The sequence below is a fragment of the Frigoribacterium sp. Leaf172 genome (assembly GCF_001424285.1).
Taxonomy (GTDB): domain Bacteria; phylum Actinomycetota; class Actinomycetes; order Actinomycetales; family Microbacteriaceae; genus Frigoribacterium.
Genome location: NZ_LMPB01000001.1, coordinates 1,240,744 through 1,266,307, shown reverse-complemented (window position 1 = coordinate 1,266,307; position 25,564 = coordinate 1,240,744). Strand labels below are relative to the sequence as shown.

At 72.2% G+C, this 25,564-nt stretch carries 24 protein-coding genes; 6 read left to right on the top strand and 18 right to left on the bottom strand.

The annotated features are described in order from the left end of the window. Window positions 1–94: 94 nt before the first annotated feature. Entirely contained in the window at window positions 95–1,852 is a 1,758-nt protein-coding gene (gene treZ, locus ASF89_RS06010) for a malto-oligosyltrehalose trehalohydrolase (protein ID WP_055812788.1), read from the top strand. A 65-nt stretch (window positions 1,853–1,917) separates the two neighbouring features. On the opposite strand, the gene ASF89_RS06005 is transcribed toward treZ, so the two are convergent. The 6 genes from ASF89_RS06005 to ASF89_RS05980 all read right to left on the bottom strand — a co-directional run bounded on the left by ASF89_RS06005 (window position 1,918) and on the right by ASF89_RS05980 (window position 9,233). Then, window positions 1,918–2,721, bottom strand: coding sequence for a polyprenol monophosphomannose synthase (locus ASF89_RS06005; RefSeq protein ID WP_055794629.1), 804 nt, complete (start codon window positions 2,719–2,721; stop codon window positions 1,918–1,920). Window positions 2,722–2,833: 112 nt separating this feature from the next. Next, window positions 2,834–3,499 carry a class F sortase gene (locus tag ASF89_RS06000; protein ID WP_055812785.1) on the bottom strand — a complete coding sequence of 222 codons (666 nt, stop codon included), beginning with the start codon at window positions 3,497–3,499 and terminating at the stop codon, window positions 2,834–2,836. Continuing rightward, window positions 3,496–4,668, bottom strand: a complete 1,173-nt coding sequence (locus ASF89_RS05995) for a glycosyl hydrolase family 8 (RefSeq protein ID WP_055812783.1) — start codon at window positions 4,666–4,668, stop codon at window positions 3,496–3,498. Before ASF89_RS05995 ends, ASF89_RS06000 begins: the two co-directional genes overlap by 4 nt. 103 nt (window positions 4,669–4,771) lie before the next feature. Further along, entirely contained in the window at window positions 4,772–5,635 is an 864-nt protein-coding gene (locus tag ASF89_RS05990; protein ID WP_055812780.1) for a DUF4397 domain-containing protein, read from the bottom strand. A 98-nt stretch (window positions 5,636–5,733) separates the two neighbouring features. After that, window positions 5,734–7,722, bottom strand: a complete 1,989-nt coding sequence (locus tag ASF89_RS05985) for a glycosyltransferase family 39 protein (protein ID WP_055812777.1) — start codon at window positions 7,720–7,722, stop codon at window positions 5,734–5,736. After that, entirely contained in the window at window positions 7,719–9,233 is a 1,515-nt protein-coding gene (locus tag ASF89_RS05980; RefSeq protein WP_235483994.1) for a glycosyltransferase, read from the bottom strand. Before ASF89_RS05980 ends, ASF89_RS05985 begins: the two co-directional genes overlap by 4 nt. 282 nt (window positions 9,234–9,515) lie before the next feature. Between ASF89_RS05980 and ASF89_RS05975 the strand changes: the two genes are divergently transcribed. From ASF89_RS05975 to ASF89_RS05960, 4 genes are all read left to right on the top strand, one after another. Continuing rightward, window positions 9,516–10,520 carry an aldo/keto reductase family protein gene (locus ASF89_RS05975; RefSeq protein WP_055794619.1) on the top strand — a complete coding sequence of 335 codons (1,005 nt, stop codon included), beginning with the start codon at window positions 9,516–9,518 and terminating at the stop codon, window positions 10,518–10,520. A gap of 158 nt (window positions 10,521–10,678) precedes the next feature. Then, window positions 10,679–11,230 carry a YceI family protein gene (locus ASF89_RS05970; protein ID WP_055794617.1) on the top strand — a complete coding sequence of 184 codons (552 nt, stop codon included), beginning with the start codon at window positions 10,679–10,681 and terminating at the stop codon, window positions 11,228–11,230. 139 nt (window positions 11,231–11,369) lie between these two features. Beyond that, window positions 11,370–11,927: a TIGR03086 family metal-binding protein gene (locus tag ASF89_RS05965; RefSeq protein WP_055794615.1), complete on the top strand. Its 558-nt coding sequence runs from the start codon at window positions 11,370–11,372 to the stop codon at window positions 11,925–11,927. Window positions 11,928–12,012: 85 nt separating this feature from the next. Further along, window positions 12,013–13,707, top strand: a complete 1,695-nt coding sequence (locus ASF89_RS05960; RefSeq protein WP_055794614.1) for a long-chain-fatty-acid--CoA ligase — start codon at window positions 12,013–12,015, stop codon at window positions 13,705–13,707. A 19-nt stretch (window positions 13,708–13,726) separates the two neighbouring features. Here the strand turns inward: ASF89_RS05960 and lepB are convergent, their stop codons facing one another. The 3 genes from lepB to ASF89_RS05945 form a co-directional block, all read right to left on the bottom strand. Beyond that, complete coding sequence (lepB, locus tag ASF89_RS05955; RefSeq protein WP_055794612.1) at window positions 13,727–14,314, bottom strand: signal peptidase I; 588 nt, start codon at window positions 14,312–14,314, stop codon at window positions 13,727–13,729. Between the two features lie 30 nt (window positions 14,315–14,344). Continuing rightward, window positions 14,345–15,262 (bottom strand): oxygenase MpaB family protein, encoded by a 918-nt coding sequence (locus ASF89_RS05950; RefSeq protein WP_055812774.1) that lies wholly within the window; start codon window positions 15,260–15,262, stop codon window positions 14,345–14,347. A 107-nt stretch (window positions 15,263–15,369) separates the two neighbouring features. Further along, window positions 15,370–16,188, bottom strand: a complete 819-nt coding sequence (locus tag ASF89_RS05945; protein WP_055794608.1) for an SDR family oxidoreductase — start codon at window positions 16,186–16,188, stop codon at window positions 15,370–15,372. Window positions 16,189–16,322: 134 nt separating this feature from the next. On the opposite strand from ASF89_RS05945, the gene ASF89_RS05940 reads away from it, so the two are divergent. Further along, window positions 16,323–18,005: a long-chain-fatty-acid--CoA ligase gene (locus tag ASF89_RS05940; protein ID WP_055812771.1), complete on the top strand. Its 1,683-nt coding sequence runs from the start codon at window positions 16,323–16,325 to the stop codon at window positions 18,003–18,005. Window positions 18,006–18,060: 55 nt separating this feature from the next. Here ASF89_RS05940 and ASF89_RS05935 read toward each other — a convergent pair whose 3' ends face one another. From ASF89_RS05935 to ASF89_RS05895, 9 genes are all read right to left on the bottom strand, one after another. Next, the gene (locus ASF89_RS05935) at window positions 18,061–18,510 is read right to left on the bottom strand and encodes an SRPBCC family protein (protein ID WP_055812769.1); all 450 of its coding nucleotides are present in this window, start codon (window positions 18,508–18,510) and stop codon (window positions 18,061–18,063) included. After that, entirely contained in the window at window positions 18,507–19,973 is a 1,467-nt protein-coding gene (locus tag ASF89_RS05930; protein ID WP_055812765.1) for an NAD(P)/FAD-dependent oxidoreductase, read from the bottom strand. Before ASF89_RS05930 ends, ASF89_RS05935 begins: the two co-directional genes overlap by 4 nt. Then, window positions 19,970–20,977, bottom strand: a complete 1,008-nt coding sequence (locus ASF89_RS05925; protein ID WP_055794600.1) for an SDR family oxidoreductase — start codon at window positions 20,975–20,977, stop codon at window positions 19,970–19,972. The genes ASF89_RS05930 and ASF89_RS05925 overlap by 4 nt, the downstream gene beginning before the upstream one ends. 121 nt (window positions 20,978–21,098) lie before the next feature. Continuing rightward, window positions 21,099–21,911, bottom strand: coding sequence for a hypothetical protein (locus ASF89_RS05920; RefSeq protein ID WP_055812762.1), 813 nt, complete (start codon window positions 21,909–21,911; stop codon window positions 21,099–21,101). Between the two features lie 99 nt (window positions 21,912–22,010). Continuing rightward, entirely contained in the window at window positions 22,011–22,730 is a 720-nt protein-coding gene (locus ASF89_RS05915) for a DedA family protein (protein WP_055794596.1), read from the bottom strand. A 90-nt stretch (window positions 22,731–22,820) separates the two neighbouring features. After that, a complete protein-coding gene (locus tag ASF89_RS05910) occupies window positions 22,821–23,225 on the bottom strand; it encodes a DUF3054 domain-containing protein (protein WP_055812758.1) in 405 nt (134 codons plus the stop codon). A gap of 25 nt (window positions 23,226–23,250) precedes the next feature. Next, window positions 23,251–23,895: a hypothetical protein gene (locus ASF89_RS05905; protein ID WP_055794592.1), complete on the bottom strand. Its 645-nt coding sequence runs from the start codon at window positions 23,893–23,895 to the stop codon at window positions 23,251–23,253. A 78-nt stretch (window positions 23,896–23,973) separates the two neighbouring features. After that, the gene (locus tag ASF89_RS05900) at window positions 23,974–24,810 is read right to left on the bottom strand and encodes a DUF3097 domain-containing protein (RefSeq protein ID WP_055812755.1); all 837 of its coding nucleotides are present in this window, start codon (window positions 24,808–24,810) and stop codon (window positions 23,974–23,976) included. Further along, the gene (locus tag ASF89_RS05895) at window positions 24,803–25,552 is read right to left on the bottom strand and encodes a hypothetical protein (protein ID WP_055812753.1); all 750 of its coding nucleotides are present in this window, start codon (window positions 25,550–25,552) and stop codon (window positions 24,803–24,805) included. The genes ASF89_RS05900 and ASF89_RS05895 overlap by 8 nt, the downstream gene beginning before the upstream one ends. Window positions 25,553–25,564 lie beyond the last annotated feature (12 nt).

Here is a 25,564-nt window from a genome sequence, read left to right as displayed (position 1 = left end):
GCGGCCACGACCTGCCGCCCACCTCCCGAGGTGGGCGGCAGGTCGTGGCCGTCCGACACCGACCGACCACCGAACGACGAACCCGAGGAGACCGATGAGCGTCTACGACGTCTGGGCCCCGAAAGCGACCACCGTGCGGCTGCACCTCGACGGAGAGCTCCTGCCGATGACCGCCGAGCCCGAGACCGGCTGGTGGCGCGCCTCCGCCGATCTCGACCGCGGCCCCGGTCACCGGTACGGCTTCGTGCTCGACGACGGGGACACCCCCCTGCCCGACCCCCGGTCGCTTCGGCAGCCCGACGGCGTGCACGGTCTCAGCGAGACGTACGACCCGGCCGCCTTCGCCTGGAGCGACGACGACTGGACGGGTCGGCAGCTGGCCGGCTCGGTGATCTACGAGCTGCACATCGGCACGTTCACCCCCGAGGGCACCCTCGACTCGGCGATCGCGAAGCTGCCGTACCTCGTCGAGCTCGGCGTCGACCTCGTCGAGCTGCTGCCCGTCAACGGCGTCAACGGTCGCTGGAACTGGGGCTACGACGGCGTCGACTGGTTCACGGTCACCGACAACTACGGCGGTCCCGAGGCGTACCAGCGCTTCGTCGACGCGGCCCACGCGGCCGGGCTCGGCGTCATCCAGGACGTCGTGTACAACCACCTCGGCCCGTCGGGCAACTACCTGCCGCTGTTCGGCCCCTACCTGTCGGGCAAGCACGCCAACACGTGGGGCGACAACGTCAACCTCGACGACGACGGCGCCCACGAGGTGCGCGAGTTCATCCTCGACAACACGGCGCTGTGGCTGCACGACTACCACGTCGACGGGCTGCGCCTCGACGCCGTGCACGCCCTGAAGGACGACAGCGACGTGCACCTGCTGCAGGAGCTCGCGGAGCGCACGGCCGCCCTCAGCGCGCACCTGCGCCGCCCGCTCTCGCTGATCGCCGAGAGCGATCTGAACGACCCGACCCTCATCACCCCGCGTGACGGCGGCGGCTTCGGTCCCGAGCACCGCCAGGGCTACGGTCTCGACGCTCAGTGGAGCGACGACTTCCACCACGCCGTGCACGTCGCGCTGACGGGCGAGACGACCGGCTACTACGCCGACTTCGAGCCCCTGGGCGCGCTCGCGAAGGTGCTGACCAAGGGGTTCTTCCACGACGGCACCTGGTCGTCGTTCCGCGAGGCCGACCACGGCCGGCCCGTGGACACCGAGCACATGCCCACCTGGCGGCTGGTCGTCGCGAATCAGAACCACGATCAGATCGGCAACCGCGCCATCGGCGATCGGCTCGCCGCCACGCTCGACGACGGTCAGCTGATCATCGCCGCGACGCTGACGCTCGCCGGCCCGTACACGCCGATGCTCTTCATGGGCGAGGAGTGGGCGGCGTCGACCCCGTGGCAGTTCTTCACCTCCCACCCCGAGCACGACCTGGGCGAGGCCACGGCCAAGGGCCGCATCGCCGAGTTCGCCAAGATGGGCTGGGACGAATCGTCGGTGCCCGACCCGCAGGAGCCCTCGACCTTCGAGGACTCCCGCCTGGACTGGTCCGAGCTCGAGTCGGGTCGCCACGCCGTGCTGCTCGGCGCCTACCGCCGCCTCGGCGCCCTGCGGCGCACCGAGCCCGACCTGACCGACCCGCGCTTCGCGTCCGTCTCGGTCGACTTCGACGCCGACGCGCGCTGGCTCGTGCTGACCCGCGGCGAGCTCCGCATCGCGATCAACTTCGCCGATGATGAGGCGCGGGTCGCCGTGCCGAGCAGCACGATCCTCTTCGCCAGCGACGCGTCGATCGAGCCCGGGTCGAGCCTCCTGCTGCCGGCGCACTCGGTGGCGATCGTCCGCTGAGGCGCGGCGCACGGAGCGGGTGCCCGGGGCCACCGCCCCGGGCACCCGCTCCGTGCGGCCTCCGGCTAGCGGACCCCGACGCGCTGGGCGGGTCCGACCCGGTGGGACGTCGCTCGCACGCTCGGCAGGCGGCGGTGCCGCACGATCAGCTCGACGAGCGCGCGCGTCCGTCGTCGGAGACCCCACAGGGTCACCTTCGTGAGCGACTCGCGCACGATCGAGCCGCTCATCTTCGATGATCCGTGGACGCGCTCGGTGAACGTGATGGGGGTCTCGACGACGCGCAGGCCAGCCTGGAGCGCCCGCCAGAGCAGGTCGACCTGGAAGCAGTAGCCGCGCGACTCGACCCGCTCGAGGTCGATCCGCCGGAGGGCCGACGAGCGGAACACGCGGTAGCCGCCGGTGGTGTCGGCGACCCGGATGCCGAGGGCGCCGCGGGTGTACCAGCTGCCCCCTCGGCTGAGCAGCTCCCGCCGCATCGGCCAGTTCTCGACCCGGCCGCCCGGCACCCATCGCGAGCCGAGGACGAGATCGTTCTCGCCCAGCAGCGCGATCATGCCGGGCAGGTACTCGGGGTGATGCGAGCCGTCGGCGTCCATCTCGACGAGGGCCTCGTACCCGCGCTCGAGACCCCAGGCGAAGCCGGCGAGGTACGCGGCGCCGAGTCCGGCCTTCTCGGTGCGGTGCAGCACGTGGACGCGCGGGTCGCGCGCCGCATAGGCGTCGGCGAGGTCCCCGGTCCCGTCGGGCGAGCCGTCGTCGACGACCAGCACGTCGACGGCCGCGCCGGAGTCCAGGGTGCGTCCGACGATCCAGTCGAGGTTGTCCTTCTCGTCGTACGTGGGGATGATCACGAGCGTGTCGTTCATGGTGGGTTCCTCTCCCGTTCGGGTCGGGTTGGGGTCGCGGGTTCGCGGGTCGTGCGGGTCGTGCGGGTCGTGCGGGTCGTGCGGGTCGTGCGGGTCAGGCGGGTCGTGCGGGTCAGGAGACCAGGTCGGCGAAGACGATGAGGTTGTCCTCGTAGTGCCCGGTCGACGAGTCGAAGCGCCCGTCGCAGGTGATGAGACGCAGCGTCGGCGTCGGCGTGCTGCCGTAGACGTCGGAGGTCGGGAAGTTCGCCTTCGGGGCCGTCTCGCTGCCGGTCACCCGGAACGTGTGGACGTCGCCCGTCGAGAGGGTCACGAGCACCTCGTCGCCGGCCGTCAGCTCGGGCAGGTCGATGAAGACGGCGGGGCCCGTGGACGAGTCCACGTGTCCGGCGATGATCGCGGGGCCCACTCCCCCGGGCACCACGCCGTCCTCGTACCAGCCGGCCGACATCCACTCCTCGGGGGCGTCCAGCTCGCCGGCGGCTCCGAGACCGAGGTCCTCGAGCCCCGAGTCGACGCCGATCGAGGGGATCCGCACCCGCACGGGCACGGCGCCCGCAGGAGGCGCGGTGTACGTCTGCGCCGCCGGGTCCTGGAAACCGTCGGTCGAGACGGACGGGGGCGACGCGACCCGCGCCTCCTGCGTGACCGAGGGCGTCGGAGGGGCCTCGTCGGGCCGGGCCGCGACGGCGGCGACGGTCGCACCGCCCAGCACGAGGACGGCGGCGACCGCGACGACGGGTCTCGCGTGCGCGCGGAGCCAGGTGGCGGGTGTCATGAGTCGCTCCCCAGGGGCGAGCACGCGCCGATCGACGTGCCGTCGAGCTGCAGGGCGGCGAGAGCCGACCAGGCCGTGCCGTAGTAGGTGGGCGTCGACGTCGCGATCTCGTCGGCGCGGCGGAGGTCGTCGGCGGCCGCGCTGTGGTCGCCGGCCGCGGCTTCGGCGGCGGCACGCGCGGCGTAGGCGAGCGGGCTGCGGTCCTCGCCCGTCGACTGCCCGCCGAGGTCGAGCTGCATGGGCAGCTCGTCGTAGCGCTGCAGCACGGGCGCCAGTCGCGCGGCGAGGGCGACGTCGGCGGGGTCGCACGACTCGGCGTAGCGCAGCGGCAGGCGGGCGGCGTCGTAGCTGTAGCGGACGGAGCCGCTCGAGCCGTCGGCGCTCGGCAGCGGGACCACCGAGCCGTCGGCGGAGACCTGAGCCCAATCGCTCGGCAGGGCGGTCGAATCGAGTATGGCCGTGGTCACGGCCCGCGATCCGGCGGCCAGCTCGTCCCATCGGGGATCGCCGCTGGCGTCGCCGAGCTCCTGGAACGTCGCGGGCGACGCGTACGAGGGGTTGTACGACCAGGGGGCGTCGCCCTGGGCCCAGAGACCCGGCAGGAGGATGCGCCCGACGTCGGTCGACGCGGTCATCGTGTCGAGCACGACCTCGCCGAGCTCGACGCCCGCCGCCGTCAGGTCGGGGCGGTCGAACGCGTCGCCGGCGAGCACGAGGGCCCGGGCGGCGTCGACGTCGGCGTCGCTCGCCGGGCCGTCGTCGACGACCGCTCCGTCGGCCCACTGCCACGACAGGAGTCCGTCGTCGCGCACGAGGTTGTCGGTGGTCCACCCCCAGATGGAGTCGAAGGCGCTCTCGTCGTCGACGCCGACCGCGACGAGCAGCCCGTACGCCTGACCCTCGCTGACGGTGTCCCCGCCCTGATCGCGGCGGACGACCCGGCCGTCGGAGTCGACCCAGTCGTCGAGGAACGCCTCGCCGATCTGGTCGGGCGTCCTCTCGGGTGCCGAGGTGGGGGTGATGCCGGGGTCGCTGGTCGCGCCCGTCCGTCCGCCCGCCTCGTCCGACGATCCGCCGAACGGGCCGACGACGAATGAGGCGATCCCGGCCGTGACGGCCACTGCCACCACGACCGCCGCTGCGAGCAGCAGTCTCGTCTTCTTCCTCATGTCGTTCCTCACTGTGCTGTCATCGTCGTGCCGGTCGAGGAGGCGCGGTGCCCGGCGGCGCCGAGCCGCGCCTCCTCGTCCGTCGGTTCGCTCCGCCGCGGCCTCAGCCGATGCGGAGGAATCCGAGCACGGACGCCCAGAAGCCGCCCCGTGTCTCACCGGGGGCCTCGTCGGAGGCGTGCTCGGCCAGGTAGCCGCCACCGGTCTGCACTCCGCCCTGCGGGGTCTCGGCCGTCGACGCGCTGTCGACGACGGGCACGACGGTCAGGCCGCCGCTGGAGTTGTCGAGCACGAACAGGGTGTTGACGCTGCCGGCCGCGAGGTCGACGTCGGCCGATCCCTCGACGTCGTCGCCCGTGAGGTCGAGCGTCCAGGGGCCCGCGTCGACGCTCGCGTACCGGGTGGCGCTGCCGAAGGGCGCGTCGGCGGCGATGGTCGTGCCGGTGGTCGTGGCGACGTCGACCGTGTCGGTGACGTTGGCCGCCTGCACGAGGCGCAGCTTCGCCTCGCCGGGAGCCGGCGCGGTGAGGTCGTCGGTGAGGACCTCGGTCCGCAGATCGTCGTTGGGGCCGTAGGCGAGGGCCGTGAGGGGCTGACCGCTCTCGACCGTGACGTTGGTGCTGATCATCGGCTCGGCGTCGTCGGCCGGTGCGTCGGCCGCGGTCATCGAGACGACGTAGGTGCCGGTCGGCAGGGCCTCGTAGGGGCTGACCTGCCCGTACGTGACGTCGTCGAGGTCCATGACCACCTGGCCGCCCTTGAGCGAGGTGAGGGTGACGTCGACGGACTTGGTGTCGGGCGACAGGTGACCGACCCTGACCCAGCCGTCGCCGTCGGCGGCCTGGGCCGGCGAGGCGCCGACGACCGCGGCGGCGACGGCGGCCGTCGTGGCGACGCCGAGGGCCAGCACCGTCGTGAGACGGCGGACGGCGGGACGGGTGCGGGTGGTGCTGATGGCGTGTGCCATGAGGTGGTTCCTTTCCGGTGGGTGTCCGGCTCGTGAGGGCCGGCGGTGCCGAGGAGGTGCGGCGCGCGTCGTCGGGTCGGCGCGCGTCATCGGGTCAATCAGCCGAGCAGACCGCTCGGCGGGAGGGCGGACCAGGTGGCCACGAGCCGGTCGCCCGAGACGGCGGCGGAGGCCGGCGCGTAGGTGTCGCCGAGTCCGCCGACCACGGTCGCCAGATCGTCGGCGGAGCGACCGTCGGTCGGCGCGATCTCGAGCTGACGGAAGAGCCCCTCGGACTCCCCCGGCAGGGCCTCGGGGTCGCCGACGCTGATGCTGCCCGTCGCCGCGAGCTGACCGAGGACGATCATGGCCCGCGGGTCGACGCGACCGTCCGCGAGGGCCTGCCGGAAGACGTCGGAGACCTCGAGCGAGGGGTTCTGGGCCAGCTCGCGGCCGACCTGCGACCGTGCGGCGGCGTCCGCCCCGGCGTCGGTCGAGGCCTGCGCAGCCCCTCCCGGGTCGATGCGGCGCACGTCGACCTCCTGGTCGCCGGTGCCGAACGAGGCGACGACGGTGGAGTTGTCGAGGGCCTGGCGGATGCCCTCGGACGAGCCGCCCGAGGTGCGGACCGACTCGGTGGTGACGATGAAGTCGCTGTCGCGCCACCCGTTCGGCGACTGGGCCTGGACGGCGCCGTCGGTGTCGAGCTTGTAGAACCAGATGACGTTGTCCCGTGCGAAGCCGTCGTCGACCAGGTCGACCCACATCGCGTCGTCCACGAGCAGTCGGCTGTCCTTCGGCACGTTGTCCGAGATCCATCCCTGCGCGTCGCGCATGGGGGCGTCGAGGTCCGAGAGGAAGAACCCGCGGAGCTGGGTCGTCCAGAGCGGCACGATGGCGACGGCGGCCACCGCGGTCACGGCCATCCAGACGACGGCGCCGGAGCGGCCGGCCGCCGTGCCGAGTCGGCTCTCGCGCCGGGCGCGGAGCGAGCGCACGGCCGAGTCCGTGACGGCCGCGATGAGCAGCGCCGCGAACGGGAGCAGCATGATCACGTAGGGGACGGGCAGGTAGCCGCCCGGGCGGAACATGAACGCGATGAGGAAGACCATCATCACGGCGATCGGCCGGACCCTCGTCAGGAAGACGCCGACGACCGAGGCGGCCGCGCCCAGCACGATGACGACCATGTCGAGCTGCCACCACTGCGACACGGTGGCGAAGAAGAGGCTGCCGGTGTCGAGGATCGAACCGCTCGACTCGCGGGTGCCGAGCTGGAACGTGATCCCCTCGAGCAGGCTGACGCGCCCGGCGCCGGGCAGCAGCTCGCCCTTGACGCCGGCGAGCGCGATGTACGAGAGGCCGATCAGCACGAGCAGAGCCGAGGCGATCGACAGGGTGTACCGACGCGTCGAGCGGTCGGCTCCCCGGAACATCGTCCAGGCGAGGAACGGCAGGGCCAGCAGGTACGTCTCCTTCGAGAGGACGGCGATGCCGAACGAGGCCGAGGCCGCCGCGTAGCCGGCCAGCTGGTGACGCCGGCTGAGGGCGAACAGGAAGGCGGCGAGGAGCCACGGGGTCGCGACGTTGTCGAGGTACACGGTGCGGTGGAACTGCACGGCGAGGGGCGAGACGGCGAACACGAGGGCCGCGATCGACGCGGCCGCGCGGCTCAGCCCGATCCTGCGGGCCAGCGCCCAGAGCAGGGCGACGGCGACGACGGTGAAGAAGACCATGGCCTCGCGGCCCGCCAGGACGGCGATGCTGTAGCGCGAGAAGGCGCCGGTCAGGGCCGTGTACGCCGAGATCTGCAGCCAGCCGACGGGCGGGTGGTCGTACCAGTAGGTGTAATGGGCGAGCTCGCCGAGGTTCTGCACGGCCCAGGCCTGGGCGACGTAGGTGCCCTCGTCGTCGATCCGCTGCGGCGAGCCGGCCATGTTGAGGCTCTGCACGACGGCGGCGACGGCGAGGACGGGCAGGAGCCAGAGCAGGGAGGCGCCGTGGCGTCGGAGCCACGACACCCGGGGAGCGCGGTCCGGTTCGGCCGTACGGGTGGGCCGGACCGGCGCGTCGGGAGCGACGGCGGGTCGGTCGAGGATGCTGGTCATCGGTCACCACCTCCGGTGAGGGCCAGGTCGTCGGTCGAGCGGTCGGCCACGACGGTCGTCGGGGCCGGGGCGGCGTGCCCGAGCGGGGCGGGCACGGAGGCGGGACGGTGGGCGCCCGTGTGCTCGGTCTTCTCCCACGCGTTCATCTTCCGGACCTGTCGCCAGACGGACCGGACGGCGGCCAGGGCGAGGAAGATCTGGTACGGCAGCAGACCCCAGACGAGTCGGAAGTAGTCACGCGCCCGGACCTTCTGGCCGTAGGTGCGGCCGAACTCGCGGAGCCCGGTGAACTCGACGGCCAGCAGCACGAGGGTCGGCGCGAGGGGGATGAACGAGACCAGGGCGATCGCGGTCGGCACCTTGACCGTGAGGATCAGCGCGATCGAGATCGGGATCATGAGCCCGGTCGCGGCCTGGATGAACGGCATGGTCAGCAGGTAGCGGGCCATGAGGCGCTGACGTAGTCGCGGCAGCTTCTTCCACTCGCCCTTGCCGTAGACCTGCATGAAGCCCTGGTTCCACCGCGTGCGCTGCTTGAGCAGCGAGACGAACGTGCCGGGGGTCTCCTCCCGGGTGACGACCTCGGGGCTGTAGGCCACGACGACCTTGGCGCCGGCGCTCGAGAGGCGGACGCCCAGCTCGCAGTCCTCGGCGAGGCATTCGGCGTCCCAGCCCTCGGACCAGTCGAGCCACTCCTTGCGGACGAAGACCGTGTTGCCCCCGAGCGGGATGAACTTCTCCTTGGCGTGGAAGTGCAGTCGCGACCGGAACCAGAAGTAGTACTCGAGGACGTTCCGCAGGCTCCACCAGCTGCTCTGGAAGTTCATCAGCTGCACGCCGCCCTGCACCACGTCGGCGTCGGTCTCGCTGAATCGCGAGTCGACGAGGGTCAGGAGGCGCGGGTGGACCTCGTCCTCGGCGTCGAACACTCCGACGATCTCGCCCTTCGACGACTGCAGCGCCAGATTCAGCGCCTTGGGCTTGTTCTTGGGCACGCTCGAGTCGACGATCACGCGGATCAGCTCGGGGTGCCGGGCCGCGGCCTCGCGGGCGACGCGCTCGGTGCCGGGGTCGTCGTGGCCGACGATCGCGATGATCTCGAAGTCGGGGTGGTCCTGCAGAGCGAGGCGGTCGAGGGTCTGACCCATGACCTCCTCCTCGTGACGTCCCGGCACGAGCAGGGTGAACGAGTGCGCGGCGTCCAAGGGATCATCGCTGAACTGGCTGCCCTCGAGGTTGTCCTTCGAGCGCCAGGCGTGGAGCATCCACCACAGGGTGGACACGGCGACCGCCGTGAGCAGCAGCGAGATGACGACGAGCGACGAGTAGCCGACCCATTCGAGCGCGGACCAGTCGGGCAGCTGGAAGCCGGCGAGTCCGTCGCCGGCCGTCCCCGCGCCTCCTCGGTTGGGGACGAAGGTCTCGGGTGATGCGGGCGCCTCGGGGGTGAGCAGCGGGGCGGGCTCACCGGCGGCCAGCAGGGTGGCGTGCAGCGTCGGGGCAGTCGACACGGGTCACTCTCCTGTCAAGAGGGTCGGGTTGATCGTGGGTGTCGTGGAGCAGAACGATGCTCAGCAGGTCGCGCGATCGGTGTCAGCGCCCGGGCGGCTGTCGTCGGCGCCCTCGTCCGGGGGTTCTCACCTCGGGTATGGCACCGGTTCGGGGGGTGCGAGCGGATCGGTTTGGTCGGATCCGGGCGTTGTCCGGCGATTGCCAGGTTCCCGTCATCTCCCGTTAACGTCCCCCGGTCGGGGGCCAGCCCGTCGGCCGCCCGAGGCGCGTAGTTTGGCGGCATGGACTTCAGATACCTGGGAAACAGCGGCCTCAAGATCTCCGAGATCACCTACGGGAACTGGCTCACGCACGCCTCGCAGGTCGAGAACGACGTGGCGACGCAGTGCGTCCGCGCGGCGCTCGACGCCGGCATCTCGACCTTCGACACGGCCGACGCCTATGCGAACACGGCGGCGGAGCAGGTGCTCGGCGACGCCCTGAAGGGCGAGCGTCGCGAGTCGCTCGAGATCTTCACGAAGGTGTACTGGCCGACCGGCCCCCGCGGTCACAACGACGTGGGCCTCAGCCGCAAGCACATCCTCGAGTCGATCGACGGCTCGCTCCGCCGTCTCGGGACCGACTACGTCGACCTCTATCAGGCGCACCGCTACGACGCCGACACACCCCTCGAAGAGACCATGCAGGCCTTCGCCGACGTGGTCCGTCAGGGCAAGGCGCTGTACATCGGCGTCAGCGAGTGGAACGCCGACCAGATCCGCGCCGGTCACGAGCTCGCCGTCAAGCACGGCGTGCAGCTGATCTCGAACCAGCCGCAGTACTCGATGCTGTGGCGGGTCATCGAGCAGGAGGTCGTCCCGACGAGCAAGCAGCACGGTCTCGGTCAGATCGTCTGGTCGCCCGTCGCGCAGGGCGTCCTGACCGGCAAGTACAAGCCGGGCGCCGAGCTGCCCGCCGGCAGCCGCGCCACCGACGACAAGGGAGGCGCGAGCTCGATCCAGAGGTTCCTCACCGACGAGGTGCTCACCGGGGTCGCGAAGCTCGAGCCGATCGCGGCCGACCTCGGACTCTCGATGGCTCAGCTCGCCATCGCCTGGGTGCTGCAGAACGACAACGTCTCGTCGGCCATCATCGGAGCGTCGCGACCGGAGCAGGTCGCGGACAACGTCAAGGCCGCCGGCGTCACCCTGCCTGCCGAGGTCATGACCGCCATCGACGAGGCGCTCGGCGACCTCGCCGAGACCGACCCGTCGAAGACGGTCTCGCCCGACCAGCGCCCCGCCTGAACCCCGGCCGGAGAAATCCGGCGTCACGGGAATTCGTCACGGGTGGATGCACTTGCATATACTCGTACCGACCTTCGGTGACACGTCACCGAAACCTCAGACGTCATCGCACCACCGGACATCGTCAGATCAGTCACTCAGACCAACAGGAGAACACCATGGCAATCACCACCGAGCAGATCCCCGCCGGCACCTGGAACCTCGACCCCACGCACAGCGAGGTCTCGTTCAGCGTCCGTCACCTCGCGATCAGCAAGGTCAAGGGCAGCTTCGAGTCGTTCGACGCGACCCTCGTCACCGCTGAGGACCACACGGCCAGCAAGGTCACCGCGTCGATCGACGTCGCGTCGGTCAACACGAACCAGAAGGACCGCGACGGTCACCTGCAGACCGGCGACTTCTTCCTCGCCGAAGAGCACCCCAAGATGACCTTCGTGTCGACCAGCATCGAAGAGCAGGGCGACGACGCGTTCCTCGTCCACGGCGACCTGACCCTCCGTGGCGTCACCAAGCCCGTCACCCTGAAGAGCGAGTTCGGCGGCCTCGTCGTCGACGGCTACGGCCAGACCAAGCTCGGCTTCTCGGCGACGACCAAGATCGACCGCACCGCCTTCGGCGTCACCTGGAACGCCGCGCTCGAGGCCGGCGGCTTCACCCTCGGCAACGACGTCACCGTCACGCTCGAGATCCAGTTCGTCCTCCCCGCGTAACCAGCGGCACCTCGAAGGGCCCGCCGCTCACCTCGAGCGCGGGCCCTTCGTCGCGCCCGCCGCAGTACCCTCGGGAACAACGCGGTACCTGCCGCGGTTGGGCCCGGCAGTCAGCCCCGCACCACCCGAGAGGACTCCCATGACCGTCGACTGGATCACCCTGCAGAAGACCGCCCACGACGAGTTCGCCCGGCGGGTCGAGGCCGTGGCCGACTGGGACGCCCCCACACCGGACACCGACTGGAGGGTGCGCGACCTCGTGCGCCACGTCACGCGCGAGCAGCAGTGGGTGCCCCTCCTGCTCGAGGGCGGCGATCCGGCCGAGGCCGAGAACTCGATCGAGCCGCTCGGCGACGACCTCGTCGAGGCCTGGCACCGCTGGTCGACCGCCGCGACGGCGGCCTGGCGCGAAGCCGACCCGCACGCCGAGGTGCGTCTCAGCGCCGACGTCGTCCCCGTCCACGAGTACCTCGCGGAGCAGGTCGCCGACGTCACCATCCACACCTGGGATCTCGCGCGCGCCGTCGGTGCCGACGAAGAGCTCGACGACGCCCTGGTCGAAGCCGTCTGGGGCGTCTTCGAGCCCCAGAAGGACGCCCTCGAGGCGTCCGGGCTCTTCGCCTCGCCCGTCCCCGTCGGCGACGACGCCCCGCTGCGGATCCGGCTGCTCGCCCTGACCGGGCGCGACGCCCGCTGAGCCCTCGCGGCGACCCGCGCCCGACCCCGGGGGCCGACCCGCGCCTCCCGGGTGTTCATCACCCGACCCTGGCAAGCTCGGCGGCATGACCGATCCGATCGACCGCCCCTGGCTGCACAGCTACGCCCCCGACGTCCCCGCCGACATCGAGCCCGTCACCGGCAGCCTCGTCGACCTCATCGACGACGCCGTCGCCACGCACCGCGGCCGGCCCGCCCTCGAGTTCTTCGGTCGCGAGACCTCGTACCGCGATCTGGGCGATCAGATCTCCCGGGCGGCCGAGGGGCTCAGGAGGCTCGGTGTGCGTCGCGGCGACCGCGTCGCCCTGATCGTGCCCAACAGTCCGCAGCACGTGGTCGCGTTCTACGCCGTGCTGCGCCTCGGCGCGGTCGTCGTCGAGCACAACCCGCTCTACACCGACCGCGAGCTGCGTCACCTCTTCGAGGACCACGGCGCAACGATCGCCGTCGCGTGGGACAAGCTCGTCGACCGCCTGAGGGCGCTGCCGTCCGACCTGGGGCTCGCCACGGTCGTCTCGGTCGACGTCACGAAGGGCATGCCGCTCGCCACCCGTCTCGCCCTCACCCTGCCGATCCCCGCCGCCCGGAAGTCGCGGAGCGCGCTGACCGACGGCGCGACCGGCGACGCCACGTTCGACGACCTGCTGTCGAACCGCCCGATCAAGAGGAAGCACCCTCGGCCCGACGTCGACGACGTCGCCCTGCTGCAGTACACCAGCGGGACGACGGGCTCGCCGAAGGGCGCCATCCTCACGCACCGCAACCTCCGCAGCAACGCCGAGCAGGGGCGCGCCTGGGTGCCCGGGCTCGTCGAGGGGGCCGAGACCGTCTATGGCGTGCTGCCGTTCTTCCACGCCTACGGGCTGACGCTCTGCCTCACCTTCGCGATGAGCCTCGGGGCCCGGCTCGTGCTGTTCCCGAAGTTCGACGTCGACCTCGTGCTCAAGGCGGCCAGGAAGCACCCGCCGACCTTCCTGCCTGCGGTGCCGCCGATCTACCAGCGTCTCGCCGACGGCGCCCGCGAGAAGGGCGTCGACCTGTCGTCGGCCCGCTTCGCGATCTCGGGCGCGATGAACCTGCCGAACCCGGTCGTCACCGCCTGGGAGGGCGTGACGGGCGGCATGCTCGTCGAGGGGTTCGGGCTGACCGAGACCTCCCCCGTCGCGCTCGGCAACCCGATCGGCCCGACCCGCCGCGTCGGCACGGTCGGCGTGCCCTTCCCGTCGACGGAGGCGATCGTCGTCGATCGGGACTCCCCCGATCCGACCCGCCCCGTGCCTCCCGGGGCTGCTGGTGAGCTGCTGCTGCGCGGTCCGCAGGTGTTCCGCGGGTACTGGAACCGACCCGACGAGACGGCTGAGGCGTTCCTCGAGGGCGGGTGGTTCCGCACCGGGGACATCGTCAGCATGAGCGCCGACGGGTACGTCACCATCGTCGACCGCATCAAGGAGCTCATCGTGACGGGCGGCTTCAACGTGGCGCCGTCCGAGGTCGAGGAGGCCGTGCTCGGCGCCGACGGCATCGCCGAGGCCGCCGTGGTCGGGGTGCCGCGCGCCGAGGGCGGCGAGGACGTCGTGGCGGCGGTCGTGCTCGAGCCGGGTGCGACCCTCGACGAGGCCGCCGTGCGGGATCACTGCCGCGGGCGTCTGGCCGCCTACAAGGTGCCCCGGCGCGTCGTCGTCGTCGACGAGCTGCCGAAGTCGCTCATCGGCAAGGTGCTGCGTCGCCAGGTGCGCGACGCCCTCATCGCGGCCCGCTAGAGGGGTCGAGCCGGTACGACTAGAGCCAGCGGGCCCGGTCGAACGGCCAGAACACGACGAAGGCCCGGCCGACGACGTTCTCTTCGGGGACGAAGCCGGCGTAGGGGCCGCTCTGGTGCGCCCGCGAGTCGGCGGAGTCCTCGCGGTTGTCGCCGAGGACCCACAGCGCCCCCTCGGGCACGGTGACGTCGAAGGGCGTCAGCGAGGCCGGATCGCCGTCGGGCACGGTGATGTACGGCTCGTCGATCGGCTCGCCGTTGACGAGGACGCGCCCCTCGGCGTCGCAGCACGAGACGGTGTCGCCGGGCAGACCGATGACGCGCTTGACGAGGTCCTGCCCGGGCGCCCCCGGCAGCCATCCGCCCGGGTCCTCGAAGACGACGATGTCGCCGTGGTGCAGCGGCATCACGCTGGAGGCGAGCACGTTGACGACGAGCCGGTCGCCGATCATCAGCGTGTTCTCCATCGACGCGGACGGGATGTAGAACGAGCGCACGAGATAGGTGCGGACGCCCCACGACACGAGCAGGGCGATCAGCACGATCACGATCAGGTCGCGCACGAGGCGGAACGGCCGGTGGCGGCGAGGAGGCGCGGTGTCGGTCACGACGTCATCCTCTCAGGCCGTCGCTGACGGTCAGATCGACGACCACCCGAGTCGGTCGAGTCGGGCGAGCGCGTGCTTCTCGGCGACCGGGCGCGGTCCGAGGACGGCTCCGATCCCGTTCAACATGACCTGCGCGGGGCCGGCGGCCGGCAGGGCGACCGGCCCGATGTGCGGGGGCCTGAGGCCGAGCAGGTCCCGGAACCGCGGCTGCAGAGTGCTGACCGCTCCGGTGAACAGCAGCGGGTAGCCGGCCCTGAGCACGGGGAACAGCGGCGGGTGCTTGATGAAGCGCACGACGTCGTCGGTGCGGGCCGTCCGCTCGAGGATCCCCCGGCGGTCGAAGTCCATCAGCTGCCGCTGCATCTCGGCGGCGCTGCGCGGCGGGTTCGGCACGCCCATCAGCTCGCCCGCGACGGCCCATTCGCGCACGTAGGCGTCCGGCCCACCGGGGATGGGAGCCTTCCCCCACTGCTGGTACGCGGCGAGGAACGAGTCCGCGAAGGCCATGTGCACCCAGCTGAGCAGCTCGGGATCGTTGGCGGCGTAGTCGTGGGTGACGCCGTGGCGGTCGTCGTACTGCCCGACGACCTTCGTGTGCAGCCGCGAGACCCAGTTCGAGGCCTGGGTCGCGGCCTCCTGGCTGCCGTAGGTCACGGTGTAGATCCAGCGGATCGTCCCGGCCAGTCGCCCCAGCGGGTCCTCTCGGAACCGCGAGTGGTCGTGCACACCGGCGAGCGCCCCGGGGTGCAGCGCCTGCACGAGCAGCGCGCGCACCCCCGCGGCGATGGTCGACATGGCGCCGTGAACGGCCCAGACGGCGGAGCCGGGCAGGAAGAACCCCTCGTCGTCGCCCTTCTCCAGGTCGGTGATCCACTGCGGCGTGCCCGTGTACTGCCCGTTGAAGGTGTACTGCAGACGGGAGCGGAGCGGTTCGGTCAGAGCGGGCATGCCTCGATCATGCGCCTCGCGACCTGGGCGCGCCGTGCCGACGGACGCCGCGCCTCCTGACGGTCCCGAGAGACGCAGGAGGCGCGGCGCGCGTCGGCGACGGCGGGTCAGCCCCCGTGCGCCTCGACCGAGACGGACTGCCACTCGTTCCACGTCGCGAGGCGCGACTCGTAGTCCTTCGTGGCGATCTCGAGCGGGGCCTTTCCGAAGAAGATCCGGAGGGGCGGCTGCTCGGCGTCGACGACCTTGAGGATCGCGGCACGCGTGGCCTCCGGGTCGCCGGGGTCGGCGGCCGAGGGCCGCTTCGAGGCGGCCTCCCGCACGCTCGCGTACTCGTCGAGCTCGTCGCTGCGTGACGCGGAGGGGCCCGACCAGTCGGTGCTGAACCCTCCGGGCTCGACCAGGGTGACGCTGATGCCGAAGCCCGCCACCTCCTGCGCGAGCGACTGGCTGATGCCCTCGAGCGCCCACTTCGACGCGTGGTAGATGCCGACCGTCGGGAACGCGCTGATGCCGCCGATGCTCGAGACCTGCACGATGTGACCGGAGCCCTGCTCGCGCATGATGGGCAGAGCCGCCTGCGTCACCCAGAGGGCCCCGAACAGGTTCGTCTCGAGCTGCCCCCTGGCCTCGCTCTCGCTGATCTCCTCGACCATGCCGAAGTGCCCGTAGCCGGCGTTGTTGACCACGACGTCGAGGCGGCCGAACGTCTCGGCGGCCTCCTGCACGGCCGCGAAGTCGGCGGCGCGGTCGGTGACGTCGAGCTGCAACGGCAGGAAGGCGTCTCCGTGCTGCTCGACGAGACCGGCGACGTCGTCGAGGTTCCGTGCGGTGCCGGCAACGCGATCGCCTCGTTCGAGTGCGGCCTCGGCCCACTCGCGGCCGAAGCCCTTGGATGCTCCGGTGATGAACCAGACCTTGCTCACGGTGTTCCTCTCGTCGGGTGATGGTGTCTCCGATCCAACGCCCGCATGTCTGGACGGCGTCCGAACGCGCCCGCCCCGACCGACGCTGCACGGAGCGCACGATCGAACGGCCTCGTTCGCCCTAGAGTGAGGGGGTGACCATCGAGACCCCGCGTCCCTGGCTTGACTCCTACGCCCCCGGCGTCCCGCACGAGATCGAGCCCGTCACGGGCTCTCTCCTCGACCTGGTGGACGGCAGCGCGAAGCGCTACCCGAAGGCGGTGGCGCTCGAGTACTTCGGGGCCACGACCTCGTACACCGAGCTCGTCGAGCAAGTCGCCCGGGCGGCCGAGGGACTGCGGAAGCTCGGCGTGGGCCACGGCGACACCGTGGCCCTCGTGCTGCCGAACGGCCCGCAGCACGTCGTCGCGTTCTACGCCGTCCTGCGTCTCGGCGCCGTGGTCGTCGAGCACAACCCGCTCTACACGCCCCGCGAGCTGCGTCACCAGTTCGAGGACCACGGCGCCAAGATCGCCATCGCCTGGAACAAGGTCGTCGACACGATCCAGGCGTTCCCCGACGACGTCGCCGTCGACCACGTGGTGTCCGTCGACGTGACGAAGGCCATGCCCTTCGGCACGCGACTCGCCCTCCGTCTGCCGATCGCCAAGGCGCGAGAGTCCCGCGAGCGCCTCTTCACGCCGGTCCGCGACACGACCCCGTGGGAGGACGTCGTCGGCTCGCGCCCGATCCGCTCCAAGCACCCCCGCCCCGAGACCGACGACCTCGCGGTCATCCAGTACACGAGCGGCACCACCGGCACGCCCAAGGGCGCGCAGCTGACGCACCGCAACCTGCTCTCGAACGCGGCGCAGTCGCGGGCCTGGGTGCCGACCATCGAGCAGGGCGCCTGCACCGTCTACGCCGTCCTGCCGATGTTCCACGCCTACGGTCTGACCCTCTGCCTCACCTTCGCGATGAGCATGGGGGCGCGCCTCGTGCTGTTCCCCGCCTTCGACCCGGCGCTCGTGCTCAAGGTCATGAAGAAGCGACCGCCGACCTTCCTGCCGGCCGTCCCGCCGATCTACACGCGCCTCCGCAAGGCGGCCGACGACGCCGGCGTCTCGCTCCGCGGCGTCGAGGTCGCGATCTCGGGCGCCATGCCCCTCTCGGCCGAGGTCGTCGAGCCGTGGGAGGCCGAGAGCGGCGGCTGGCTCGTCGAGGGCTACGGCCTCTCGGAGTGCTCCCCCGTGCTGATGGCCAATCCCGTCGGGCCCACCCGCCGCGCCGGGACGGTCGGACTGCCGCTGCCCAGCACCGAGGTGCGCGTCGTCGACCCCGACCAGCCGACGGTCGACGTCGCCGCCGGCGAGTCGGGCGAGCTCATCGTGCGCGGCCCCCAGGTGTTCACCGGCTACTACCGCAAGCCGCAGGCGACGAGCGAGGTGTTCGTCGACGGCGACTGGTTCCGCACGGGCGACATCGTGACGCTCGACGACGACGGCTTCGTCCGGGTCGTCGACCGCATCAAGGAGCTCATCATCACCGGCGGCTTCAACGTGTCGCCCTCCGAGGTGGAGGAGGTGCTGACGCGCTTCGACGGCGTCGTCGACGCCGCCGTCGTGGGGATGCCCAGCCCCGGGGGCGAGCAGGTCGCCGCGGCGATCGTCGTCGCACCGGGCGCGCAGGTCGACGTCGCCGAGCTCCGCGCCTTCGCCCGCAAGCACCTCACGCCCTACAAGGTTCCCCGTCGCATCGTCGTCGTCGACGCCCTGCCGACGTCGCTCATCGGGAAGGTCCTGCGCCGCAAGGTGCGGGACGAGCTGCTCGGGCACTGACCGACGCGAGCCGCCCCGCGGCGGGGCCCCGCGCATCGGGGCCCCGCGCGTGGTCCTAGTCGGTCGTCCCCTCGCGGTACCCCTCGGCCAGCCACGCCAGTCGACGGAGCGTCTCGCGGTTGCGCGGACCGAGCAGCAGCGCCTGGATCGCCCGGGGCACGAGCGCGCCCGGACCGGAGACGGCGTCCTCGGTCATCGTGACGTGGGTCCCACCCGAGACGGGCTTCAGGGCGAAGGCGACCCGTGCCTCCCCCATGGGCCACCCGCGGGCGATCAGGACGACGCGACGGGGCGGCTCCCATTCGACGATGCTCGTCGTGTCGTCGATGACCGCCGGCCAGACGCCGAACGAGTGGCTGATCTTCGCCCCGGCCTCGGGCCAGGCCCGCTCGACGGCGCGGACGCGTGATGCGCCGACGACCCAGCTGGGATACGACCAGCCGTCGCCGAACACCCGGAAGACGTCGTCGGGCGACGCGTCGATGAACCTCTCCTCGATGCTCACTTCTTCTCCGTATCGTCGGGCCCCAGGCGGGGCAGGCGGGTGATGCCGAACTCGTGGCGCAGCGCGCTCCGGGCGGCGTAGGCGCCGCCCATGCCGTGCACGCTCGGGCCGGGCGGGACGGACGACGACGCGAGGTACACCCCGGGCACGGGGGTCCGCCACGGTTCCGTCGAGACGACGGGTCGAGCGACCAGCTGGCGGAGGCTCGGCGCTCCCGAGGCGATGTCGCCGCCGATGTAGTTCGGGTCGTGGGCCTCGAGCTCGTCGGCGCTGAACGAGTGCGACGCCAGGACGACGTCGCGGAACCCGGGGGCGAAGCGCTCGATCTGCGCGGTGATGACCTCGGTCATGTCCCGGGTGCTCCCCGACGGCACGTGCGCGTAGGTCCACAGGGAGTGCTGTCCCTCGGGCGCCCGGGTGTCGTCGACGACGCTCGGCTGGACGACCAGGACGAACGGGTCGTCGGACTCCCGCCCGCGGGCCACGTCGTGCTCGGCTCGCGCGACGTCGGCGCGATCGCCGCCGAGGTGCACGGTGGGCGACCCGCGCAGGGCGTCGACGGCCCAGGGCACCGGACCGCTGAGGGCGAAGTCGACCTTCGACGCGCCTCCTCCGTATCGGAACCGCTCGAGACGGAGGCGGTAGCCGTCGGGGAGGCGCGGGCCGGCCATCGAGATCAGCTGACGGGGCGTCACGTCGAGCAGGGCGACGTCGCTGTCGAGCTGTCCGAGGTCGGTGATCTCGGTGTCGGTCTCGATGACGCCGCCGTGCGCGCGCAGGTCGGCGGCCAGGGCGTCGGCGATCGACTGGCTGCCGCCGCGGGGCAGGGCCCAGCCCCGCCCGTGGCCGTGGACCGCGAGGGTGAGACCCGCGGCGGAGGCCGACAGGCTCGGCATCGGCCGGATGGCATGCGCCATGACGCCCGCCAGCAGGGCGCGCGCCTCCCGTGTGCGCAGCCCCGCGTCCCACCAGGGCCCGCCCTGCCCGAGGATCCTCAGACCGAACTCGATGACGGCGCCGGGGTGTCTCGGCACCTGGAGGATCGGCGAGAGCGTGAACTGCGAGATCTCCGCCTCGAGCTCGACGAGACGCTCGAACATCAGGCGCCAGGTCCGCCCGTCGACGCCGAGGCCGTCGACGGTGCGATCGAGGTCGCGGTAGGCGACGCCGGCCGTGCCGCCGTCGACCGGGTGGGCGTACGAGATCTCGGGCACGATCATCTCGACCCGCTGCTCGAGACCCCACCGCCGGAAGAACCCGGACGCCATCGCCATCGGATGCACGGCCGAGCAGATGTCGTGCCGGAAACCGGGCAGCGTCAGCTCGGACGTGCGGGTGCCGCCCCCCAGCGTCGACGCCCGCTCGACGAGCTGGACCCTCAGCCCCGCCCGGGCGAGCACGACCGCCGCGGCCAGCCCGTTCGGGCCGGCCCCCACGACGGAGGCGTCGAAGGGACGACTCATCGGCTCCGCCCCGACACCGCCCGGACGGTCGCGAGACCCGCGCCCAGGGCGGCGGCGACGGCGATGCCCCGGCTCACCCCGCGGTTGCGCGTGTACCAGATCTGAGGGCTCGTCCTGTGAGCCATGTCGCTGAAGATCCCCCGCGCGCCGTGATCCCCGGCCGTGGGCTCGTAGAGGTTGTCGGGGAGCATCGGCTCCTTCTTCTGAGGCGCCTGCTGACCGGAGTACCCGGTCTTCGCGAGGAAGACGTCCATGAATCCCGCGGCGAAGCGGTTGCCGAGGATCGTCCCCAGGGTGGGCTCGCCGATCCACGACCGGCGGCGGGGCTTGTCGGCGACGTCGGCGATGGCCCGGGCCCCCACCTCGGGCTCGTAGATCGGCGCGACGGGCATGGGGTGCTCGGGCAGGGTCGTCCGCACCCAGTTGAACTGGATCGTGTTGAGGGCCGGCATGTCGACGGTCGAGATCCGGACGGCGCTGTCGTTGTGCAGCAGCTCGGTCGTGACCGACTCGGTGAACCCCTGGACGGCGTGCTTGGCCGCGCAGTATGCGGCCTGCAGGGGGATGCCCCGGTGGGCGAGAGCCGAACCGACCTGGATGACGTGACCGGCGTCTCGCGGGACCATCCGCGAGAGCGCGGCGCGTGTGCCGTTGACGAAGCCGAAGTAGTTCACGGCGGTGGCGCGCTCGAAGTCGTCCGGGTCCGTCTCGAGGAACTCCCCGAAGACCCCGACCATGGCGTCGTTCACCCAGAGGTCGATGGGGCCCCACTCGGACTCGACCCGGTCCGCGGCGGCCTCGACCTGCAGACGGTCGGCGACGTCGGTCGGGATTCCCAGCGCGCGACGCCCTGCGGCCTCCACGTCGGCGACGGCGCCGTCCAGGCCGTCCTGGCCGCGAGCGAGGACGGCGACGTCCCAGCCGCGGGCGGCGAGCTCCCGGACCGTGGCCCGGCCGAGTCCGGCGGTTCCTCCGGTGACGACGGCGATCCTGCTGGTGCTCATGCTTCTCCTCGACTCATCCTCGCGTTCACGGGTCTCCGACGGTAGTCGTTCACGACCGAGGAGGCGCGACTCACGTGAGTCGCGCCTCCTCGGTGGTCACCGTGGCGCCGGCCGCTCGGTGCTAGATGTCGAAGCCTCCGAAGTCGCCCCCGCCGAAGTCGCCGCCGCCGAACCCGCCGCCGCCGAAGTCACCGCCGCCGAAGTCCCCGCCCCCGTCGCCCGCGCCGGAGTCGGCGCCCGCCGTCTCCGTTCCCGCGTCGGCGGAGTCCGCGCCGGTGTCGCCCTCGCCGCCGCCGCCGTCGCCCTCGCCGCCGTCACCCTCGCCGCCGTCGGCCGTGGCCCCGGCGTCGGGCAGGAACGCGCTCACGAGGGCCGAGCCGATCACGAAGCCCGCGACCGTGCCGAGCAGCGATCCGCCGATCATCGACCCCATGCCCGGTCCGCGACGACCGGCGCCGCCCTGCTGCCCCGGGCCACCGCCGCCGCCGAGCGTCCGCTCGAGCGTTCCGGGCTGACGGAGCTCCGAGCGGGTGGCGGCCTGCGCGAGCGAACCGGCGTCGTCGCCGCGCGGACGCTCACCCTCGGGCGACTGGGCGCTGAGCTCGTCGAACACGAGTCGTCGCTGCTCGGGAGTGAGCTTCTCGAACGCCTCGGCGTGCACCTGCTCGATGGTCTCGGGCGGCGCCGTTCGCAGCAGATAGCGGTAGCGCTCGACGGCGATCTCGTCGTCGCTGCGGGCGGGGGCCGCCGTGCCGGGCCGGGCAGGGGGCTGCTGGTCGTAGGACTGCTGACCGTACGGCTGGTCGTACGACTGCTGACCGTAGGGCTGGTCGTACGACTGCTGACCGTACGGCCGCGGGTCGGCCGCGGGTCGGCCACCGGGCTGATCCGGTCGCTGATCGTCTCGGCCGAGGAGCCTGTCGAGGAATCCCATCGATGCGTTCCGTTCCGTGTCGGTGTGCGCGGTGCGGAAGCAGCCGCACGCACGACAGTAGGACCCAGCGCCCCCCGCCGCCTGAGCGCGCCGTGCGGATCAGCCGTGGACGTCGTCGCGGGGCCGGGTCGGCCCGGCGTCCGCACCGCGCCGCCGTCGCCGGAGCAGGGCGCGGATCACGAGCCAGACGACGACCCCGGCGATCGCTCCGTAGACGATGTAGTCGAGGTACTTCGCGTACTGGTCGATCAGCTCGTACTGCGTTCCGAGGGCGGCGCCCAGGGCGATGAGGAGGGTGTTCCAGATGCCGCTGCCGACGATCGTGAAGAGCGAGAAGGTCGCCAGCGGCATGCGGTCGGCGCCGGCCGGCAGCGAGATGAGACTGCGGACGCCGGGGATGAAGCGCCCGAAGAACACGGCCGAGCGACCATGGCGGTGGAACCACCCCGCGGCCTTGTCGAAGTCCTCGCGCTCGACGAGCGGCAGCTTCGAGAGCCACCGGATGCTCCGCTCGAGGCCGAGCTTGGCCCCGAGCAGGTACAGCACGAGGGCGCCGACGTACGCGCCGAGCGTCGTGACGACGATGAGCAGCCCGATGTTCATGTCGCCGCTTCCGGCGAGAGCGCCGGCGAGCGGCAGGATCAGCTCGCTCGGGATCGGCGGGAAGATCGTCTCGATGAACGTCAGGAGGCCGACGCCCCACTCGCCGAGCGCGTCGATGACCCGTGACGCGATGCCGACGATGCCCCCGCTCTCGGTCAGCGATCCGGGGGCGGAGGCGGCGGACAGGAGGGCGCTCGGGGCGGCGGAGGAGGTCATGGATCCCTGGGTCGGTTCGGGTCCCGCTCGGGTCGGGCTCGGATCGGCAGGTCGAGTATGCCGGGCCTGCCTGGGAGGGGACCGCCCGCGTCAGGCCGAGCGGCCGCTTCCCCGGCGACGCCCGACGAGCCCCGCGACGAGCCGCCAACCGACCAGGAGCACCCCGAGCACGACGGCCGTGACGACCACGAAGCTCGGCTCGATCCCCTGACCCGAGGCGACGCGCAGCAGGACGCCGACGACGACCGTGGAGACCCAGACGACGAGGCCGGCCCGCGGACCCGCCGGCGGCCATCCGACGCCGAGGACGCTCGCCCAGCCGACGACGAGGCCGACGGCGAAGGGCCAGGTCGTCGTCAGGACCCCGAGCGGGTCGAGCGCCTCGGCGTGGCTGCTGCGCCCGATCAGCACGAACACCAGGACGAACGCGAGATCGACGACGAGCGCCCACCAGGAGGCGCGGGGACGTCGGGTGCGGACCGGACGGGTGGTCATGGGAGCCTTCCGAGAGGGGACGGGGTCACGAGGGCTGCTCGAGGGTCTGCGAGAGCTCCGACAGCAGGTCGTCGATCTGCGGGTCGACCAGGCGCTCGACGGCGTCGCCGATGCGTCCCCGCTGCTCGACCAGGGCGAAGCACACGGTGGTGCCGACCGAGTGCGCGTGGTCGTCGGCCAGCGCCAGTTCCCGGCGCAGCGCCTCCTTCGCCTCGTCCGTGTACTCGACGGGGGTGCCGGGTCGGGACCCGGCAGGAGGCGCGTCCTCCTCGGCGAGGCCGGCCAGCGTGAACAGGAACGGCTGACCCGGATCGGGCTCGGGGTCCACGTCCAGTCCCTCGAACTCGAGATCGAGACCGACATCGGGTCGATACGCGCTCTCGTCGGCGCTCTCGGCGTCCCGGCGCAGCTCGCGATCGACGAGCGGCAGGTTGCGCGCCGTGTACGCCTCGACCTCGTCGTCGACGATGTGGCGGAGTCGGTTCAGCAGCGCGTGCTGGACGGCGTGGGGCACGTCGCGGTCGAAGCCGGCGGCCGTGGCGACCGGCGAGCCGAAGCAGAGGCGGCAGACCCGGGTCCGGCCGCGCGCGGTGCCGATGCGCCACCGGGGCAGCCAGCGCAGCCAGGCGTCGACGGCGCTCTGGACGCGCCCTTCGATCGAATCGGCCATGCCGTCGAATCTACGGGCATCCGCCGGAGATGGCGCGGTCCGCCCGGGCGATTCCCCGGGGCCGACGCCCGTCCGACGTCAGTCGACCGTGACGAAGTCGATGAGGCGCTCGACCGGACCGAGCAGGGCGGGCTCGAGGTCGGCGAACGTCCGCACGCGCGACAGGATCCGCTGCCAGGCGGCGGCGATGTCGGCCTGATCGTCGTGAGGCCAGCCGAGGGCGTCGCAGATGCCGTGCTTCCACTCGATCGAGCGGGGCACCGTCGGCCAGGCGGAGAGACCGAGCCGCGCGGGCTTCACGGCCTGCCAGACGTCCACGAACGGGTGGCCGACGACCAGCACGCTCTCGGCGGCGGGGCCCCGCATGACGGACTCGGCGATCCGGCTCTCCTTCGATCCGGCGACGAGGTGGTCGACGAGGACCCCGACCCGGCGCGTCGACGAGGGGCGGAATCCGGCCAGCACCTCGGCCAGGTGATCGACGCCCTCGAGGTACTCGACGACGACCCCCTCGATGCGGAGGTCCGAACCCCAGACCTTCTCCACGAGCTCGGCGTCGTGGCGTCCCTCGACGAAGATGCGGCTCTCGCGGGCGACGCGCGCGCGGGCGCCGTCGACGGCGAACGAGCCCGACGCCGTGCGGGCCCGGCCCGCCGGCGCGGCACGCGGCACGCGGAGCGCCACCGGCGCACCGTCGATCAGGAACGAGCCCGACAACGGGAACGCCCTCACCCGCCCCTTCCAGTCCTCCAGCTCGACGAGGCCGGCGGAGACCCGCACGATCGCGCCCGTGAATCCGCTGCCGAGCTCTTCGACGACGAGGTCGCGGACGGCGTCGGTCGGGGTCGCGACCGGACGCGCGGAGCGCTTCCAGTCGCCGCTCAGGACGTCGTCGCCGTAGCGGTCGTCAGTCACGGGGAGGGAGGCCTCTCTGCTGTGGTCGGGGCTGGTACGGGCGCGGCGGCCCCTTCGTCGGAGGCGAGGACGCCTCGCCGGGGCGCGGGGCCGGGCGCGGTGCCGGAGTCCTGCCGGCGCCTCCCGCGACCTCGCGCGACCCGGCCCCCGGCGCCGACGTCGCGACGACCCCGCGCGGGCCCCTCGGCTCGTCGCGCGACGCCGACCGCTCGGTCGGGACCCGGCGCTCGGTCGAGCGCGGCGGGGTGAAGCCGGCGGTGAGCACCCAGGTGAACCAGACGAGCATGCCGACGACGTAGACGATCGACAGGGCCAGGGGGATCCACCACGACCCCGCGATCCCGCCGTCCTGCCCGAGGAGGGCGACGACGACGAGCGCTGCGACGAACCAGAGGGCCGCCGCCGTGCTGCGGGCCAGGTAGACGGCCAGCCTCCGGCGGAGCTCGCGACGCCGCGACGCGTGCTTCCAGTGGGTTCCGCGGGGCACGAGCAGGTGGCGCACCGGCGTCCAGGCCAGCGCCGCCGCCGAGAGGAGATAGACGACGACGAGGGCGAGGACCGTGGCCGCTGTGACGAGCAGGAGGTCGTCTCGGCTGGCGAAGGCCGCTCCTCCCCCGCCGGGGGAACGGATGATCGTGACCCTCTCCGGCAGCAGCGACGTCGCGGCCACGATGACCACGACCAGACCCGCCACCGCCACCCCGACGGGGGCGGCGGGGCGGATCCAGCGGGGCGCGCTCATCCGGCGGCTCCG